Origin of the sequence: Corynebacterium fournieri (assembly GCF_030408775.1) — a bacterium.
Classification (GTDB): domain Bacteria; phylum Actinomycetota; class Actinomycetes; order Mycobacteriales; family Mycobacteriaceae; genus Corynebacterium; species Corynebacterium fournieri.
Genome location: NZ_CP047210.1, coordinates 302,971 through 319,297, shown reverse-complemented (window position 1 = coordinate 319,297; position 16,327 = coordinate 302,971). Strand labels below are relative to the sequence as shown.

Annotated in this window: 16 protein-coding genes; 6 read left to right on the top strand and 10 right to left on the bottom strand. The window is 65.8% G+C overall.

Features of this window, described 5'->3' with window-relative positions; all coding sequences use genetic code 11:
- Window positions 1-74: 74 nt before the first annotated feature.
- Window positions 75-1,295 (top strand): geranylgeranyl reductase family protein, encoded by a 1,221-nt coding sequence (locus tag CFOUR_RS01455; protein WP_085956847.1) that lies wholly within the window; start codon window positions 75-77, stop codon window positions 1,293-1,295.
- On the opposite strand, the gene CFOUR_RS01450 is transcribed toward CFOUR_RS01455, so the two are convergent.
- Window positions 1,292-1,981, bottom strand: a complete 690-nt coding sequence (locus tag CFOUR_RS01450; protein ID WP_085956848.1) for a demethylmenaquinone methyltransferase — start codon at window positions 1,979-1,981, stop codon at window positions 1,292-1,294. The two genes, CFOUR_RS01455 and CFOUR_RS01450, sit on opposite strands and share 4 nt — an antisense overlap.
- A 93-nt stretch (window positions 1,982-2,074) precedes the next feature.
- On the opposite strand from CFOUR_RS01450, the gene CFOUR_RS01445 reads away from it, so the two are divergent.
- From CFOUR_RS01445 to CFOUR_RS01430, 4 genes are read left to right on the top strand one after another with little or no spacing between them, the layout of a single operon-like run.
- Complete coding sequence (locus tag CFOUR_RS01445) at window positions 2,075-2,311, top strand: tudor domain-containing protein (protein ID WP_038609556.1); 237 nt, start codon at window positions 2,075-2,077, stop codon at window positions 2,309-2,311.
- Between the two features lie 36 nt (window positions 2,312-2,347).
- Window positions 2,348-3,271, top strand: coding sequence for a metal ABC transporter substrate-binding protein (locus CFOUR_RS01440; protein ID WP_066529067.1), 924 nt, complete (start codon window positions 2,348-2,350; stop codon window positions 3,269-3,271).
- A complete protein-coding gene (locus CFOUR_RS01435) occupies window positions 3,268-3,993 on the top strand; it encodes a metal ABC transporter ATP-binding protein (protein ID WP_034997179.1) in 726 nt (241 codons plus the stop codon). The genes CFOUR_RS01440 and CFOUR_RS01435 overlap by 4 nt, the downstream gene beginning before the upstream one ends.
- Window positions 3,990-4,913 (top strand): metal ABC transporter permease, encoded by a 924-nt coding sequence (locus CFOUR_RS01430; RefSeq protein WP_051952118.1) that lies wholly within the window; start codon window positions 3,990-3,992, stop codon window positions 4,911-4,913. The genes CFOUR_RS01435 and CFOUR_RS01430 overlap by 4 nt, the downstream gene beginning before the upstream one ends.
- Here the strand turns inward: CFOUR_RS01430 and CFOUR_RS01425 are convergent.
- The 8 genes from CFOUR_RS01425 to CFOUR_RS01390 form a co-directional block, all read right to left on the bottom strand.
- Window positions 4,814-5,491 (bottom strand): metal-dependent transcriptional regulator, encoded by a 678-nt coding sequence (locus tag CFOUR_RS01425; protein WP_038609549.1) that lies wholly within the window; start codon window positions 5,489-5,491, stop codon window positions 4,814-4,816. The genes CFOUR_RS01430 and CFOUR_RS01425 overlap by 100 nt on opposite strands.
- Before the next feature lie 32 nt (window positions 5,492-5,523).
- Window positions 5,524-6,747, bottom strand: a complete 1,224-nt coding sequence (locus CFOUR_RS01420; protein ID WP_290179705.1) for a glycosyltransferase family 4 protein — start codon at window positions 6,745-6,747, stop codon at window positions 5,524-5,526.
- A 64-nt stretch (window positions 6,748-6,811) separates the two neighbouring features.
- A complete protein-coding gene (locus CFOUR_RS01415) occupies window positions 6,812-7,222 on the bottom strand; it encodes a DUF3592 domain-containing protein (protein WP_085956852.1) in 411 nt (136 codons plus the stop codon).
- Complete coding sequence (menD, locus tag CFOUR_RS01410; RefSeq protein WP_290179702.1) at window positions 7,219-8,835, bottom strand: 2-succinyl-5-enolpyruvyl-6-hydroxy-3-cyclohexene-1-carboxylic-acid synthase; 1,617 nt, start codon at window positions 8,833-8,835, stop codon at window positions 7,219-7,221. The genes CFOUR_RS01415 and menD overlap by 4 nt, the downstream gene beginning before the upstream one ends.
- Entirely contained in the window at window positions 8,836-9,402 is a 567-nt protein-coding gene (locus CFOUR_RS01405) for a hypothetical protein (protein ID WP_101706347.1), read from the bottom strand.
- Window positions 9,403-9,472: 70 nt separating this feature from the next.
- Window positions 9,473-11,053, bottom strand: a complete 1,581-nt coding sequence (locus CFOUR_RS01400; protein WP_085956854.1) for an SLC13 family permease — start codon at window positions 11,051-11,053, stop codon at window positions 9,473-9,475.
- Between the two features lie 50 nt (window positions 11,054-11,103).
- Window positions 11,104-12,066, bottom strand: a complete 963-nt coding sequence (locus CFOUR_RS01395; RefSeq protein WP_085956855.1) for an o-succinylbenzoate synthase — start codon at window positions 12,064-12,066, stop codon at window positions 11,104-11,106.
- Between the two features lie 693 nt (window positions 12,067-12,759).
- Window positions 12,760-13,587 (bottom strand): hypothetical protein, encoded by an 828-nt coding sequence (locus tag CFOUR_RS01390; RefSeq protein ID WP_143338952.1) that lies wholly within the window; start codon window positions 13,585-13,587, stop codon window positions 12,760-12,762.
- A gap of 361 nt (window positions 13,588-13,948) precedes the next feature.
- Between CFOUR_RS01390 and CFOUR_RS01385 the strand changes: the two genes are divergently transcribed.
- Window positions 13,949-14,881: a 1,4-dihydroxy-2-naphthoyl-CoA synthase gene (locus CFOUR_RS01385; protein ID WP_085956856.1), complete on the top strand. Its 933-nt coding sequence runs from the start codon at window positions 13,949-13,951 to the stop codon at window positions 14,879-14,881.
- Here CFOUR_RS01385 and CFOUR_RS01380 read toward each other — a convergent pair.
- A complete protein-coding gene (locus CFOUR_RS01380) occupies window positions 14,878-16,242 on the bottom strand; it encodes a M20 family metallopeptidase (protein WP_085956857.1) in 1,365 nt (454 codons plus the stop codon). The genes CFOUR_RS01385 and CFOUR_RS01380 overlap by 4 nt on opposite strands.
- Window positions 16,243-16,327 lie beyond the last annotated feature (85 nt).

The window sequence follows — 16,327 nt, the reverse complement described above, 5'->3', positions numbered from 1 at the left end:
GATGGGCCCATGTATAACGCACTAACCGTAGCCCAATTACCCCGCGCCGTGCACCAACGGGTGGCGCTGGCACAATGTTGCGGGTGAGTGAGTTCTTCGACCTCGTCGTTGTTGGCGCGGGCCCTTCCGGTTCCGCCGCCGCTGTGGCCGCGCAGCGCGCCGGTTTAGCCACGTTGCTTCTCGACGCCCAAGGTCCTAACCGCGACAAGACGTGCGGCGACGGGTTGACGCCTCGCGCCGTCGATACGCTGCAGCGTTTGGGCCTTGAGGTGCCTGCCTACCGCAACTTTGGGTTGAAGCTGCACGGCTTCGGCGGCGATGTGGTCGCCCCCTGGCCGCGGGGTGAGGGCTCGGCGTCTGCGCGCGCGACGTTCGACGCGATGCTTGTCGACGCAGCCCGCGCCGCCGGCGCCACCATCCGCCAAAGCTGCGCCGCCACCGGTGTGCAGTTCGACGGTGGCGCGATTTCGGCGGTGGAGACCGACCAGGGCACGGTGCGCACGAAGTGGGTCGTGGTGGCGGACGGGGTGCGCTCACCCATCGGCAAGGAACTGGGGCGCACCTGGCACAAGGGGCAGGTCTATGGCATCGCGGCGCGGTCGTACTGTTCCTCGCCGTTGTCGCAGGAGCCGTGGATGCATTCGCATGTGGAGCTTCGCGACGCCTCCGGCGCCATCCAACCCGGCTACGGCTGGATCTTCCCGCTTGGCGACGGGCACGTGAACTTGGGCTGCGGGGCGTTGTCCACCGACGCACGCCCGGCGAAGGTGAACACGAAAAAGCTGCTCGCCTTGTACGCCTCGCAGCAGCGCGAAACGTGGCAGCTGGGAGCCGAGCAGCAGGTGGCCTCTGCCCTGCTGCCCATGGGCGGGGCGGTGTCGAACGTGGCGGGGCCGAACTGGGCGCTGATCGGCGACGCGGCGGCGTGCGTGAACCCGCTCAACGGCGAGGGCATCGACTACGGGCTGGAAACCGCAGTGCTGGCGGTGGAGTTGATCGCCGGCGGCGGGGATCTGACGCTGGCGTGGCCGGCGCTTCTGCGTGAGACCTACGGCGAGGCGTTTACCCTGGCGCGCAGCCTGGCGCGGCTGTTGACCTACCCGCAGTTTTTGCCGCTGGCGGGCCCGGTGGCGCTGCGCGGGCTGGGCGGGCGCTACCTCATGCCGGCGGCGGCGCGGTTGATGGGCAATCTGGTTACTGAGGAAGACACGGACCTCGTCGCAAGGCTGTGGCGTATGGCCGGTAAGGGCGCGCGGGCGGTGTCGGGCGACCAGCCGCTTTGGGGCGTACGCTAGGCAGGCTTGACCGCGCTGTGCAGCGCGACAATACCGCCGGTGAGGTTCTGCCAACTGGCGTCAGTCCAACCGTTGGCGTTAATTGCCGCGGCGAGCTCTTCTTGGCCCGGCCAGGCGCGGATGGATTCGGCGAGGTATTCGTAGGCCTCCGCGTTGGAGGAAAATAGCTTCGCCAGCGCCGGCACCGCCAGCGGCAGGTACTCCTTGTACAGCGTACGGAAGCCGGGCACGACGGGCGTGGAGAACTCGTTGACGGCGAGGCGCCCGCCCGGCTTGGTCACGCGCGCCATCTCGCGCAGGCCGGCCTCGAAGTCGTGGACGTTGCGCAGGCCGTAGGAGATGGTCACCGCGTCGAAGGTCTCGTCGGCGAACGGCAGGTGCATCGCGTCGCCGACGACCTTGGGCACGTCGCGGTCCTTGCCGGCGGCGAGCATGCCCTGGGAAAAGTCGCAGGCCACCACCCACGCGCCGGACTTGCCCAGCTCCACGGTGGACACGGCGGTGCCGGCGGCCAGATCGAGCACGAGCTCGCCGGGCTTTAAGTCCAGGCGCTCGCGGGTGCGACGTCGCCAGTACTTGTCCAAGCCGAACGACAGCACGGTGTTCGTCGTATCGTACTTCGCGCCGACATCGTCGAACATCCCCGCGACGTCGAAGGGCTTTTTCTCCAGATCCGCCTTGGCCATGGTGCGCAAGTCTACTTTGCCACCCACAAACGGAGGCCGTACGACAACACAACACTTGCAAGTTCGGCGTGCCGAACTTTATTATTCGCCGGTATGGGACTTGATGACTCCAACATGGGCGCATGGCTCGAAGCCATCGCATTGTTCGAGACCGCCCGCGAAGGCGACTACCTCGCGTCCGCGCGGCTCGTGCGCTCCAGCGCCAACCCGGAAGACGTCACGCTCAACCTGATGCGGCTGCTCGCCGTCTACCTGCACGACGAATCCCCGGAAAAGCTCGACCGATTCATTGCCACGTCCCACCGCGTCGGCCCGCCGCCGCTTCTCTAACCGCACGGAAAAGTACACAGAAAGAAAAGGACCAACATGCTGAAATCCAAGGTGCTCGCGCTCGCCGCCACGGCTGCGCTAACTGCCGGCCTCGCAGGCTGTTCGCAGGACAGCGCCGACGCCGCAGGCGGCAAAGACACCCCCGTGGTACTCACCACGTTCACGGTGATCCAGGACATCGCTTCGAACGTCGCCGGCGACCACCTGCGGGTGGAGTCCATCACCAAACCCGGCGCGGAAATCCACGGCTACGAGCCCACCCCGGGCGACATCTCGCGCGCCTCCGACGCCGACCTGATCCTGGACAACGGCATGAACCTGGAAAACTGGTTCTCCCAGTTCGTCGCCGACCTGGACGTGCCCCACGCCGTGGTCAGCGAAGGTGTCGACCCGATCGACATCGCGGAGGACGCCTACGCCGGCAAGCCCAACCCGCACGCCTGGATGAGTCCGGTGAACGTGCAGAAGTACGTGGACAACATCGTCGACGCGTTCAGCGAACTCGACCCGGAGCACGCCGATGATTTCAAGGCCAACGGCGAAACATACAAGCAGGAACTGCAGGCTGTGCAAGACGAGCTGGAAACCAAGCTCGCCGCTGTCCCCGACAAGCAGCGCGCCTTGGTCACCTGCGAAGGTGCGTTCTCCTATCTGGCTCGCGACGCGAAGTTGACCGAGCGCTACATCTGGCCGGTCAACGCTGAGCAGGAAGCCACCCCGCAGCAGATCGCCGGCGCGATCGAGTTTGTGAAGGAAAACAACGTCCCGTCTGTGTTCTGTGAATCCACGGTCTCTAACGCGCCGATGATGCAGGTCGTGAAGGCCACCGGCGCGGAGTACGGCGGCACCCTCTACGTCGATTCGCTTTCTGAGGAAAACGGTCCGGTGCCGACCTACCTGGATCTGATTCGCCACGACACGAAGGTGATCATCGACGGTTTGAACGGGGGCAAGCAGTGATCCCCGCAATCGCGGTTGACGATGTTGCGGTGCGCTACGGCGACGTCGTCGCGCTCGACGGCGCAACTTTGAGCGTCCAACCAGGCCGTATCTGTGGGCTGATCGGGATGAACGGCGCGGGCAAATCCACGCTACTCAAGGCGATCATGGGGTTGGTCAAGCCGGATCGCGGCACGGTTCGTATCAACGGCATCGACCCCATGCGCGCCCGCAAGACGCAGGTGCTGGGCTACGTCCCGCAGAGCGAGGACGTGGACTGGCAGTTCCCGGTCACAGTGCGTGATGTGGTCATGATGGGCCGCTACGGCCACATGGGCTTTACCCGCCACGCGCGTGCGGAGGACATTGCGGCTGTGGATCGCGCGCTTGAGCGCACCCACCTTGAGTCGTTCGCAGACCGCCAGATCGGTCAGCTTTCGGGTGGCCAGAAGAAGCGTGCCTTCATCGCCCGCGGTATCGCTCAGGGTGCGAGCATCATGCTTCTCGACGAACCCTTCGCCGGCGTGGACAAACATTCCGAGGCCACCATCACTGAGCTGCTGCGTGACCTCGCGGCAGAAGGCACCACTATTTTTGTGGTGACGCACGACCTGGTTGCCTTGCCCCAGCTCGCGCCGGAGACAGTGCTGTTGAACCGCCGGGTGTTGATGCACGCCCCGACTGAAGTGGTGTTAGAGCCGGACAATTTGGTACAGGGCTTCGGTATGGGGGTGTCAGCATGATTGCGCTGCTTACGGAGCCGTTTGGGTACGAGTTCATGATGCGTGCGCTTGCGACCTCGCTGGTGGCGTCGATTGTCTGCGCGCTGTTGTCGTGCTGGCTGGTGTTGGTTGGCTGGTCGCTGATGGGCGATGCGGTAAGCCACGCTGTCCTGCCCGGCGTGGTGCTGGCCTACATTCTGGGCGTGCCGTTTGCCGTCGGCGCGGTGGTGTTCGGGTTCCTTGCGGTGGCACTGATCGGGCTGGTGCGCGATACGTCCCGGGTGAAGGAGGATGCGGCCATTGGCATTGTGTTCACCACCATGTTCGCGCTGGGGCTCGTGCTCATTTCGGTAACCCCTTCGCACACGGATCTGAACCACATCATCTTCGGCAATCTGCTTGGTGTGTCCCGTGGGGACCTGCTGCAGGTGGCCATCCTGGGAGCGATCGTGTTGAGCGTGCTGGTGCTCAAGCGGCGCGACTTCACCCTCTACGCGTTCGATCCCACCCATGCACACGCGATTGGGTTGAATCCGCGCCTGCTCGGTGCGGCCCTGCTGGCACTGCTGGCGCTGACGTCAGTGGTGGCACTCCAGGCCGTTGGCGTGATCCTGGTGGTGGCGATGCTGATCATCCCGGGTGCGACCGCCTACCTGCTCACCAACAAATTCGGCACGATGCTGATCATCGCCCCGACCATGTCGGCGGCGTGTGCGATTGTGGGCCTGTACTGCTCCTACTACCTGGACACGGCCTCTGGCGGCATGATCGTGCTCGCCCAAGGTGTGGTGTTTGGTGTGGTGTACCTGTTCGGCCCGCATGGGGTGCTGCGGGGTCGTCGTTACGCATCCACGCGCACGAAGACGGAATCCGTGGCTTCCTCGCCGAGCGGCACCGCCTCCGCCGCGCCGGCAAGCCGGACCGCGACCGCGCCGGAGTAAGGGGCACCCTCTCCCACCTCGAGGGTTGCGCCGACGACGAGCCCGTGACTGTCGAAGAATTGCAGCAGTTTCGGGTCGTCGTCGGCAATGCGTTCAATCGTGGCCTTCTGCCCCGGCTGCACGCCGGTCAGTGGGACGGCCTCGGGGGCATCAACACGCCCGCTGGCTGAGGGGATGGGGTCACCGTGGGGGTCGCGGCTGGGGTAGTCCAAAAACGCGTCGATGCGGTCGACCATAAAGTCGCTCACCGAGTGTTCGAGGTTTTCGGCCTCGTCGTGCACCTGGTCCCAGGTGTAGCCCAACGCCTCCACCAAAAACGTTTCAATCAGGCGGTGGCGGCGGATCATCGCCACCGCGTACGTGCGGCCTGTGTCGGTCAGCTCGACGGCGCCGTAGGGCTTATGTTCCACCAGGCCCTGCTCGCCGAGCTTGCGCACCCCGTCGGAGACGGTGGATTTGCGCAGTCCAAGGTGCTTGGCCACTGACGACGGTGTCACCGGCGTATCTGACCACTCCGAAAGCGCCCAGATGCCTTTGAGGTAGTTCTGGGTACTGGTGGACAGGTCGCCGACGGACATGCTCGCCACTCTACTTGGCGGCGCGCATGCGCCTACGCGGTGTCGCCGCGCCGCGCTTGCCTGCGGGATTGGCCTAGGCGTGCCGGTGCCCAGCGCGGCAGGGCCACGTCGCGGCCGAACAGGCTGACCACCTTGCGCTCGTAGGAGTCCAGCACCTCGGTGTAGTAACCCAGCAGCTGGTCGCCGAGTGCGGCCCAGGTCTTGTCGGCCACGGACTCGCGGGCGGCGGCCTGCAGGGTGGCGTGGCGGGCGTCGTCGAGGATCCAGCGCGCGGCGTCCGGCAGCTCGTCTTCGAAGGTGTCCACCTCAAGCAGCAGGCCGTTGTCGCCGTGCTTAATCAGGTCGATGGGGCCGCCGGCGCGCGGGCCGATCGTCGGCACGCCCGAGGCCTGCGCCTCCTGGATGGCCTGGCAGAACGTCTCAAACTCGCCGGTGTGCACGAACAGGTCCAGCGACGCGTAGGCGCGGGCGAGCTCCTCGCCGGACAGCGCGCCGGTGAACACGGCGGAAGGCAGGGTCTCGGCAAGGCAATCCCGCTCCGGGCCGTCGCCGACGATGACGAGTTGGACCGCAGGGTCGTCGACAAGCGGGGCAAGGCGGTGCACCGACTTCTCCGCGGCCAACCTGCCCACGAAGCCGACGATCTTCTTCTCGCCCGTGGGATCCCACATGCGGCGCAGCACGTCGGAGCGCTTTGCCGGATTGAACAGCTCGGTGTCCACGCCGCGGCCCCAGTGGCGCACGTTGTTGATGCCGTGGGACTCGAGCATGCGGATATAGCTCGACGACGGCGCCAGCGTCATCTCGCTCATGTTGTGGATCGTGCGCGTCCAATCCCACGCCAAGTTCGCCACCATGGGCAGGTGGTACTTGGTGGCGAAGCCGGCGACGTCCGTCTGGTACAGCGCCACCGCCGGCACACCGAGCTGGCGCGCCGCGAACACGCCGGCCCCGCCGAGGACGAACGGGCTAGCCAGGTGGATGATGTCCGGCTTGAACCCGGACAGCGCCGCCGCGACGGTGGAGGTGGGCACGCCGATCGGCAGCGAATCCACCAGGGGGACCATGACGGTGGGCACGCGGACGATCTCGAAGCCCAAGTAGTCGGGGATCTCGTCCTGGAAGTCGCGCGCGCCGGGTGCGACGACCATCGCCTCGTGGCCTTCGCGCTTGAGGTGCTCGAGCACGCGCAGCACCGAATTGGTCACTCCGTTGACGTTGGGGAGGAAAGACTCCGCCACGATTCCCACTCGCATATCAGGCACTCTCCCACTGCAATCCAAATTTGCCGCCAATTTTGGTTGAACCAAACATGAATTTTTACCCCTCCGGCACCCACCGTCCGGCAGCGAACCACGCCGCGGCGGCGACGAGTGTGGCCACCGCCCACATCGACAGGGCGGGCAGAAGCGCCAGCGCCCAGCCGCGGCCTTCCACCTTGACCAGGTCAGGGTCGGTTTTGTCGTAGGTCACCCACACCTGCTGCCCCTCCCCTAGCCCGGTCGGGTACAGCAGCCCGCGCGGCGGGGAGACCAGCTGGCCGTCTTCGGTCTGGTACTCCACAAAGGTGCGCATGCGCCCGGCTTCGGTGACTATCGCGGTGCCGCGGCCGGGGTTGGCCTGGATGCGGGCGTCGTTGAGCGCGGGACCTGCGACCATGGCCACGCTGCCGAGGGTGGCAAAGGCGTAGAGCGCGAGCACCACCTGGTGCGCGCGGCGGCGCCACCTCATCGGTTCAGGCGCGCCGCCAACGCTCGGCGGGTGGTGCGTGTGGTGGCGGCCTCCACGACGGTGATCGGGCTCGGCTGCGCTTCGAGCTCCAGCAGCACCTCGTTGAGCTCGGCGAGGGTGTCGGCGCGCCGGTAGTCGGCCCCGTACGCTTCCGCAAGCTTCTCGACGTCCACGCCGTGCGGCGTGCCGAAGACCCGCTCGAACGCGCCGCGGAGATTGTCCGCGCCCGGTTCGAGGGCCTCGAAGATGCCTCCGCCGTCGTCGTTGGCCACCACGATGGTGAGGTTGCCCGGGCGCGGCTCGTCGGGCCCGATGAGCAGGCCGTTGGCGTCGTGGAGGAAGGTCAAATCCCCCATGAGCGCGACGGTGCGCGGGGCGCGGATCTCGTCCGGGCGCAGCGCCTGGGTGGCAAGGGCCACGCCGACGGCCTGGGAGACGGTGCCGTCGATGCCCGCGGCACCCCGGGCGGAATAGGTGTCCACCCCGTCGAAGGGCATGCCCACGAACGACGCGTCGCGCACCGGGTTGGACGAGCCGAGCACCAGCGTGTCGCCCACGCCTAGGGTGTCGCACACCGCGGCGGCGACGTGCAGGCCGGTGAACCCGAACTCGTCTTCGGTGAGCGCTTGGCGCACGGTTTCGGCGCCGACATCGCCGGCGGCCTCGCAGATCTTCAGCCACGTGTCCGTGGGCTGGCCGGTGGCGTTGACCCGCGAGCCGCGCTTATCCGGCTGCCCGGTGAACGTCTCGGTGCGCGAGATGCCGACGACCTCGATGTCCGGGTCCGCCAACAACGCCATCACGTCGCGGTGCAGCGTCGGGTGGCCCACCACGATGACCTGCTCCGGCTTGGTGTCGGCAGCGAAGTCGCCCCCGTCGTGGGAGATGGCCACCTCGGACTGGGCGAAAAAGCGCGCGGCCAGCGGGTGCACCTGGTGGAACGGCGTGGGCGCGGTCGGCTCAGCGATGGTGGGCACGTGCTCCAGTCCCGGCACCTCCCAGGCTTCGTCGCCGGCGATGACCAGGGTGTTTCGGGTCAGGTCCACGTCGACGGCGCCGTGGTCGACCCAGTCGCGCGACCCTTCGAGCGCTCCCGGCCCAACCCGGCGCGGCTGCCCCACCGGCTCCGGCAGCTGCTCCGGCACGAGCGGGGTGTCCAGGGCCACGTTGATGTGGACCTGGGTGGCGGTAAAGGAGGCCGCGTGGACGTCGTCAAGCGATTGCACCTGCTGCGTTTCGGCGTAGCGGCCGAAGATGCCCTGCTGCCAGATGGTTTGGCTCGCCCCGGTGCCGACGAGGCGCTCCGGGCGGTCCGCGCTGATCACCGCGAGCGGGGTGTGGGACATGTGCGCCTCGATCACCGCCGGGTACGCATTCGCCACGGCGGTGCCGGAGGTCATCACCACGCCGACGTGGCGGCGCTGCACGCGCGCCAAACCGAGGGCGGTGAAGGCGGCGGAGCGCTCGTCGATACGCATGTGCACCCGCACGTCGCGGCGCGCGAGCAGCGCGTATGCCAGCGGCGAGTTGCGCGAGCCCGGGCTCATGACCACATCGGTGCAATGCTTGGCGACGAGCTCCGCCACCGCCGCCGCAATCTCCATAGCTGCCATCTACTGCTCCTGTAGGTACTCGTCCGCGCCGCCGCGCAGCTGGTCCAGAATGTCGCGGGCGCCGTCGCGGATCTCGCGCTCAATCTCGTTCGGATCCGGCGTCGGTTCCGTCGGCTCCAGCGTGGCGGTGGGGTTGTCCCGGTCGCGGAAAATGGACGGGAACTTGGTGGTGGTCTCCGTCTTCGTCTCGCGCTCGGTGGTGGTTTGCACGATGGTGCTGGTCTCCGTCACCGGCGGCTTGTTCGCCTCCGCCGCCGCGCCGCGCCACAGCACGGCCAGCACCACCGCGGCGATGAAGCTCAGCGCCGCGAACACGCCGAGCGCAATCGCGCCTGCCGACGTGCCCTTCTCCGGCTCCGGCTCATACCCGTTGTCGTAGTACGGGTCCTGGTAGGGCTGCTGGTATTGCTGCTGCTCGTAGGCGGGCTGGGCGTAGCGCTCCTCGTAGCGCGGCTGCGGTTGTGGTTGCTGGTACTGGTTTTGGGACTGGTCCGGGAAGTACTGCCGGGGTCGCTCGCGGCGCGGCTCGCCACCCTGGGGGCCGTACTGTCTCGTCTCGTTATCCATGCGAAATACACTAGCGCGCCCCGCCAAAAGCTCTTGACGGGGCGCGGAAGTGTCGCAGCAGATTCGGGGCTTACAGCACGAGCCCGAACACCGGCACCGCGATGAAGTAGGTGGCCAGGGTGATCAGCACCATGGCGATCACGTTGAGCCAGACGCCGCCCTTGATCATCTCGCCCATGGTGACGTAACCCGACGAGTACGCGATCGCGTTCGGCGGGGTGGCCACCGGCAGCATGAACGCACAGGTGGCGGAAAGTGCCACTGGGATAGCGAGCAGCATGACGTTCATCTCCGTGGCGTCGGTAAGCCCGATGCCCACTGCGACGCCGCCCATGATCGGCAGGAAGGTTGCGGCGGTGGCGGTGTTGGAGGTCAGCTCCGTCAAAATCAGCACGAGTGCGGCGACGGCGAGGATGAGCAGGGACATCGGCAGCGACGACAGGCCCTTCGCCTTCTCGCCGATCCACAGGGACAGGCCGGTGGCGGTGAACATGGCGGACAGGGAAAGCCCGCCGCCGAACAGCAGGAGCACGTCCCACGGCATCTCGTTGGCCGTCTCCCAGTCCAGCAGGCGCTTGCCGTTGGAGGTGCCGGGCACGATGAACATGAGCAGGCCGGCGATGATGCCCACGATGGCGTCGTCGTACGGGAAGTCCCAGCCGAACTGGTTGATGCCCAGCGGGATGAAGATCCACGCCAGCGCCGCCACCAGGAAGATCAGCCCGACGGCGACCTGCGGGAAGGTCCAGGGGCCAAGCTTTTTCAGCTCCTCGTCGATGAGCTCGCGCCCGCCCGGGATGGTGTCCACTTCGGGCTTGAACACGGTGATGAGCACCCACCACGCGATGAAGGTGAACACCACGGCCACCGGCAGGCCCACCAGCATCCACTCGCCGAAGCCGATGACGATGCCGTGAGCCTCCTCCATGTACCCCTTCAGCAGCGCGTTCGGCGGGGTGCCGATGAGCGTTGCCAGCGAGCCGATGGACGCCGAATACGCGATCGCCAGCATCAGCGCGGTGGCGAAGCGCTTCTGGTTTTTCATCCCGCCGACGGTGTCCGCGGTGAGCATGAGCACCGAGGTGCCGATGGGCAGCATCACCACGGCGGTTGCGGTGTTGGACACCCACATGGACATAAAGCCGGTAGCAAGCATGAAGCCCAAGATGATGCGCTTCGGGCTGGTGCCCACCACCTTGACCACCATCAGCGCCAGGCGGCGGTGTAGGTTCCAGCGCTGCAGGCCCAGCGCCATGAGGAAGCCGCCCATGAAGAGGAAGATTGTCGCGGACGCGTACGGCGAGGAGACGTCCTTGAACGGCGCCACGCCTGCCAGCGGGAACACCGCGATCGGGATCAAAGCGGTCGCAGCCAGCGGGATCGCCTCGGTCATCCACCACGCGCCCATGAGCACGGTGGTGGCGGCGACGATGCGCATGGTGTCCGCGGAGTACTCCACGCCCTCCTTCGCGCCGGAGGACTGCGCGACGGTCTCCGCCGCGCCAGAGGGGAAGAAGATGTAGACGAGCACGGCCAGCACCACACCGGTGATCAGGCCGATGAGCTGGCGGCGCCACTCGCCGGGTTCGGGCGCTTTGGCCAGGTCGCCGTCTGAAAGTGCGGCGGAATCGTGGATCACGGGAGTCGACATGGCGCAAAGGTTAGCGGGCGCGCCCCCGATTCCAACACGATTGTCCGATTTTACACCCGGAATTGGGGATCTACTGATAGCACCTCTACGCAGGCGCGGACGCGGTCGAACCACCAGTCGCGGCGCTTCGCCGGCGCGCGCAGCCCGTGAAGCCTGTCCGGATCGGGGGTGGTGCGGGTGATCTCCAGCCGGCCGTTCGCGAGCTCGCGCGGCGCGGCGACATCTTCTACGAACAGCCGCTGCGTGGCCAGCCCCGCCGCGCGCGAGCCGGTCAGCTTCGCCGCCACCAGACCCGCGTCCATCCCGACGGCGGTATCCAACGCGCTGGCCACGGTCACATCGAGGTCCAAGTCGCGGGCAATACGCAGAAGCTTATCGACGCCACCTAACGGCGCCACCTTGCACACCGCCACATCAGCCGCCCCGAGTTCGGCCACACGGTACGGGTCGGCGGCGCGGCGGATGGACTCGTCCGCCGCGATCGCCGTGCTGGTGCGCCGTCGGACCTCCGCGAGTTCCTCCACGGTGGCGCAGGGCTGCTCGATGTACTCCAGCTCCCCGAGCTTCTCGGCGGCCTCGATGGCCTGGTCGACGCTCCAGCCGCGGTTGGCGTCCACGCGCAGCTTCGCGTCGGGGCGCAGCTGGCGGACGGCGGCGACGCGCCGGAGGTCGTCGTCAAGCGACTGCCCCTTCTCCGCCACCTTGATTTTGAAGGTGGAAACGCCGGGGTAGCGCGCGAGCACTGGCTGGACGTCCGCGACGGCGGGGATAGTGCCGTTGACCTCGACTTCGCCGTGAGCCTCGGGCAGCCCAGTGAACGCCGCTTCGAGCCCGGCGCGCAGCCACGCGGCGGATTCTTCGGGCCCGTATTCGGTAAACGGGGAAAATTCGCCCCAGCCGGCGGGGCCGTCGATGAGCAGGGCCTCGCGGGTGGTCACGCCGCGGAATTTCACGGCCATGGGCAGGGCGACGACGTGGGCGCGCTCGAGGATTTCGTCGGCAGAAGGCAGCATGGGTGCTTTATACCTCTTTATAGGTTGGGGTAGTTATAAAGAGTTATAAAGCAGGCGCATCGGCCAGTTCGCAGGACACTGCCCATCAAAGCAAAGCCGCCTGACTAGAAATGTCCGTGAGTACGATTACCCCATGCTGTACTCCACCGCCCAGCCCTTCGATCTCGCGCAGGGACCAACGGCAGGCAACATAACACTATGGGTCCTTTCAGTGATTCCGTCGAGGTCAGCACAGTTGGAATAACCTGCGACATCGTGAAGGCCCTCGCGTACACGCCCCATAACAATTGATTACGGCGCGGCATCCTCAGCCCATTTATAGAGACGCCCGCTGCCTGCAACGAATGCGTAGAGAAGAATCGGATAGAGCAAGGAAGCCGCAGAAAGTCCCCCCTGCCAAAACCCGATGACACCGGGGATGTACGCCGCAAACAATGGAGCAAAGGAACTGGGCAGAAATCGCCTGGGCTTCGTGCGGGAATACCTGGGAACCAAATAGAAGAGGGCTCCAAACACAATTACGGCTGCGGAGATGCCCCAACAATATTCAGCTGCAGACTGTGCATTGGTAATGCACGAATAAGCCAAGCCCAACGCGGGCACCGTCAGCGCGACCAGCCACGAGAGATTGAGGCCCCTCTCCCGCCTAGTGAGCCTGGCAGAGTGAAGATTTGCTCCAGAGATCGGCATCAGCTAAGCACATCCCTGCGTGTAGTGTTCCGGAGTTACTCCTAACGATGGAGGAGAAACGCTGCCCGTAGCGCCAACTTTGAGCGCGAGACATTTGTCCTGCGCCACCGCCGCTGTTGCCCAGACGGTCACGTTAACACTATTGTCTGCCCACCACGCCCCTAATACCTCGCCGAACGGGGGCGGAACCAGAACCCAGAAAGGTGAAATTGCTGCCCCCGCTGCCGATGAGGCAGCCATTCGCCGAGTTTCTTCCTTGCTGAAGTAAATATGACCGCTGACAATCCCCCAATTCACGCGGGGATCGGCTTCAATGGGATAGGCCACGTCGGGTTGATTCACCTCGACAACTTGGGTGAACGTATCGCCAGCGACTTCGTAGTGGGTGGGGAGCGCCTTTCCGGCAGCGTCGCGCGCCCACGGAGCGTCAATGAGCGCCACATCAGATCCGTCAACTCGGACGAGTAGAGCGCCACTGTTCCGATCGACATGCAGGTCAACCTGACCATCCGCCTCTACCCTGAACGACTTTTGATGTTCCTCTACGGGCGACTCAATACTCCACTCGAGTTGCACCCCCGAAGGAGTATCGATCTTCTCCCCGATCCCACCTCCCGAGGCATTCCGAATTGTAATGCTCTTTGCGGATGGAGAGACGCTACGCGCAGCGTCACTGTTGTTGTTCACGGTTACAATCTGATCTGAGTCGGTGACGTCTTTAGCATTCGCCTTTCGGTCACAAATCCGCCGGAAAGGATCACCGAAACACTGAGACTTGCGAGCAATTTCTTCATGGACTACTCCTTGTGTCGACGCGAATCCAATACTCACGCATTGAATTAGGGCTGTCCCCAAAACCAGGGACTGCGAGCTCCCTCTCCGAAGAGTCGGCCACTCGACTTAGGTTCTCCAGCCAAGAGGCTAGAACCCACATCCCGCGGGCGCAACCCGATTTTGAAAGTCGGCACTAAAGTAGATAAGAATTGCGTGAGTTTGCGCACGGGTGAGAATGATGGAAGGTATCGTCCGCACCCTTTACACGACAGTGGTGACGCCGTAAGCAAAAACCGACGCGAGCGATGTCGGAAAGGCCGTGGTTTTCACGATTACCCCCCGCCTGAGGTAAGCAATACCTAACTTCGGATTTCTCCACACTTCTGTTGTGAAATTGGCGACACGTAGGATGAGCCGCATGAGCTACTCCACCGCCCAGCCCTTCGACCCCAGCCAGTGGCGCGAGGTCGAGGGCTTCGATTTCACCGACATCACCTACCACCGCCACGTGGGCGACACGCGTGCCGACGGCACCGTGCGCATCGCGTTCGACCGCCCCGAGGTGCGCAACGCGTTTCGCCCCCACACCGTGGACGAGCTGTACCAGGCGCTCGACCACGCCCGGTGCGACCCGTCGGTGGGCGTGGTGTTGCTCACCGGCAACGGACCGAGCGAGAAGGACGGCGGCTGGGCGTTTTGCTCCGGCGGCGACCAGCGCATCCGCGGCCGCTCCGGCTACCAGTACGCGGGCGGCGAGACGGCGGAGACCGTCGATGAAGCGCGCGTGAAGGCCGAGGGCGGGCGCCTGCACATCCTGGAGGTCCAGCGTTTGATCCGCACGATGCCGAAGGTGGTCATCGCCGTGGTCAACGGCTGGGCGGCCGGCGGCGGGCACTCGCTACACGTGGTGTGCGACATGACCATCGCTTCGAAGGAGGAGGCCAGGTTCAAGCAGACCGACGCGGACGTGGGCTCCTTCGACGCCGGCTACGGCTCGGCGTACCTGGCCAAGATGGTGGGCCAGAAGTTCGCCCGCGAGATCTTCTTCCTGGGCCGGACCTACTCTGCGGAGGAGATGCAGCGCATGGGCGCGGTGAACATCGTCGCGCCGCATGCCTCGCTTGAGGACGAGGCGATCCAGGTCGCCCGCGAGATCAACGGCAAGTCCCCCACCGCGCAGCGCATGCTGAAATTCGCGTTCAACTTGGTCGACGACGGCCTGATGGGCCAGCAAGTCTTCGCCGGCGAGGCCACCCGCCTGGCGTACATGACCGACGAGGCCGTCGAGGGCCGCGACTCTTTCCTAGAGAAGCGCCCGCCGAACTGGGAGGAATTCCCCTTCTACTACTAGGGCTGCTCGGCCGCGCCGGCGAGCAGCTTCTCGACGGAGATCGCGCCGCCGGCGAGGCGGAACTCCTCCTGCGCGTCAGCGAGCAGCTGGGGGTCGTTGAGGATGTCCGCGATGGTTTGCGCCAGCCCGACCGCGGCGTCGAACGCGCCCTCAAACGCCTGGTCCGAGATCGCCGCCGCGGCGAAATCAGTGGTGTGCAGCGCGGTGCCCTCCGGCGCGATCTTCACCAGCGGATGGATGCCCGGAACCAGATGGGACACGTTGCCGAAATCGGTCGACGCGGCCTGCGAATCCGGCAGGGTGCCCGCCGGAAGCACGTCTCTTCCGCGTGACGCTTGCGTCGCACCCCACCGCCGAGCAAGCGTCGCGTTGTTGCGGACAGGCAGCGACATCGGATGTTCGTCCCACTGCGCATCTACGGTCGTGCCCGTCATCAGGGCCGCGCCTTTGAGGATGTCCTCCACGCGCTGGCTTAAGTCCATCAGCGTCTCGGTGTAGAGCGAGCGGACGTACATCTGCAGGGTGGCGGTCTCGGGGATGATCGAGGCGCGGGCTCCGCCGTCGGAAAGCACTGCATGCAACCTGTCCGAAGGCGGCATCTGCTGGCGCAGCAACCCGCACGCTTGATAGGCGAGCGTGGCCGCGTCGAGGGCGTTTCGCCCCATGTACGGCTGCATCGAGGCGTGCGCGGGCACGCCGGTAAACGTCGCGGTCAGGGTGCGGCGCCCCACCCACACGTGGGAGACAAGGTCGTAGGAAAACGGGTGGACCATCACCGCGCAATCGACGCCGTCCAGCATCCCGCCGCGGATCATGTACTCCTTGCCGGTGTGCCCCTCCTCCGCGGGGGTGCCCAGGAACACGATCCGGCCGCTGCCGCTTCCCACGGCACCGAGGAAGGCCCCCACCCCAGCGGCCGCAATGACGTTGTGCCCGCAGGCGTGGCCGATGCCGGGAAGCGCATCGTACTCGGCCAGCACGGCGACCGTGGGATGCACCGTCGAGTCGTAATCGGCGCTGGACCATTCGGCCCGCACTGACGTCGATACGCCATGTGCACCGCGTTCCACCTGGAACCCGTGGCGTTCAAGAACCCCGGCGATCACCGCTTGCGCGTGGTGCTCTTCAAACGCCTCTTCCGGGTGGGCGTGCAGGTCGCGAACGATGTGGTCGAGGTCCGCGCGGACCTTTTCCACCCGCGCCTCCGCGTCCTCCCAGGACTGCAGGTGCTCAGGGCTTCTGGTCCCAAGGTTAAAGTCCGGCTCCGCCTCCGCGAGCCGGTCCTGGACGGCTTCATCCATGCGCTCCAAGAACGCGCTGGAGGGGGCGGTCGGTCGGGCGGGTGGGTCGAAAGTAGACATTGGTGCTCAGCAGTGATCTTGTCGAAAAGGACATTTCGGCCGACGGTAACAAAAAGCCCGCGCACCACGTCGGAGCCAATTCCCC

Excerpts from the sequence above, each read along its gene's own strand:
- menD (WP_290179702.1), bottom strand. The coding sequence starts at position 8,835 with ATGGCAGCTATGGAGATTGCGGCGGCGGTGGCGGAGCTCGTCGCCAAG.
- CFOUR_RS01395 (WP_085956855.1), bottom strand. The coding sequence starts at position 12,066 with ATGCTGCCTTCTGCCGACGAAATCCTCGAGCGCGCCCACGTCGTCGCC.
- CFOUR_RS01405 (WP_101706347.1), bottom strand. The coding sequence starts at position 9,402 with ATGGATAACGAGACGAGACAGTACGGCCCCCAGGGTGGCGAGCCGCGC.
- CFOUR_RS01425 (WP_038609549.1), bottom strand. The coding sequence starts at position 5,491 with ATGTCCGTCGGCGACCTGTCCACCAGTACCCAGAACTACCTCAAAGGC.
- CFOUR_RS01420 (WP_290179705.1), bottom strand. The coding sequence starts at position 6,747 with ATGCGAGTGGGAATCGTGGCGGAGTCTTTCCTCCCCAACGTCAACGGA.
- CFOUR_RS01385 (WP_085956856.1), top strand. The coding sequence starts at position 13,949 with ATGAGCTACTCCACCGCCCAGCCCTTCGACCCCAGCCAGTGGCGCGAG.
- CFOUR_RS01445 (WP_038609556.1), top strand. The coding sequence starts at position 2,075 with ATGGGACTTGATGACTCCAACATGGGCGCATGGCTCGAAGCCATCGCA.
- CFOUR_RS01380 (WP_085956857.1), bottom strand. The coding sequence starts at position 16,242 with ATGTCTACTTTCGACCCACCCGCCCGACCGACCGCCCCCTCCAGCGCG.
- CFOUR_RS01440 (WP_066529067.1), top strand. The coding sequence starts at position 2,348 with ATGCTGAAATCCAAGGTGCTCGCGCTCGCCGCCACGGCTGCGCTAACT.
- CFOUR_RS01400 (WP_085956854.1), bottom strand. The coding sequence starts at position 11,053 with ATGTCGACTCCCGTGATCCACGATTCCGCCGCACTTTCAGACGGCGAC.
- CFOUR_RS01415 (WP_085956852.1), bottom strand. The coding sequence starts at position 7,222 with ATGAGGTGGCGCCGCCGCGCGCACCAGGTGGTGCTCGCGCTCTACGCC.
- CFOUR_RS01430 (WP_051952118.1), top strand. The coding sequence starts at position 3,990 with ATGATTGCGCTGCTTACGGAGCCGTTTGGGTACGAGTTCATGATGCGT.
- CFOUR_RS01450 (WP_085956848.1), bottom strand. The coding sequence starts at position 1,981 with ATGGCCAAGGCGGATCTGGAGAAAAAGCCCTTCGACGTCGCGGGGATG.
- CFOUR_RS01455 (WP_085956847.1), top strand. The coding sequence starts at position 75 with ATGTTGCGGGTGAGTGAGTTCTTCGACCTCGTCGTTGTTGGCGCGGGC.